The sequence below is a fragment of the Halomonas sp. ND22Bw genome, from assembly GCF_003011945.1.
Classification (GTDB): Bacteria; Pseudomonadota; Gammaproteobacteria; order Pseudomonadales; family Halomonadaceae; genus Halomonas; species Halomonas halophila.
The window spans coordinates 1-231 of the sequence record NZ_PXWD01001901.1; the positions used below are offsets into that span (position 1 = coordinate 1).

Here is a 231-nt window from a genome sequence, read left to right on the forward strand (position 1 = left end):
GTTTCAGTCGAGCTTGATCTGCACGTCCTCGCCGACGGCGAGGTCGAGCTTCATCAGGGCGTCAAGGGTGTTGTCGGTCGGCTCGACGATGTCGAGCACGCGCTTTTGCGTACGAATCTCGTACTGGTCACGAGCGTCCTTGTTCACGTGCGGAGAGATAAGCACGGTGTAGCGCTCGAGATTGGTCGGAAGAGGAATCGGACCCCGCACCTGGGCGCCGGTACGCTTGGC

The 231-nt window shown here is 61.0% G+C and carries 1 protein-coding gene; it reads right to left on the bottom strand.

Annotated features, from left to right (window positions below):
• Positions 1 to 3: 3 nt before the first annotated feature.
• On the bottom strand, positions 4 to 231 hold a 228-nt coding region (gene rpsJ / locus CVH10_RS24875), incomplete at its 5' end, for a 30S ribosomal protein S10 (protein WP_106489453.1).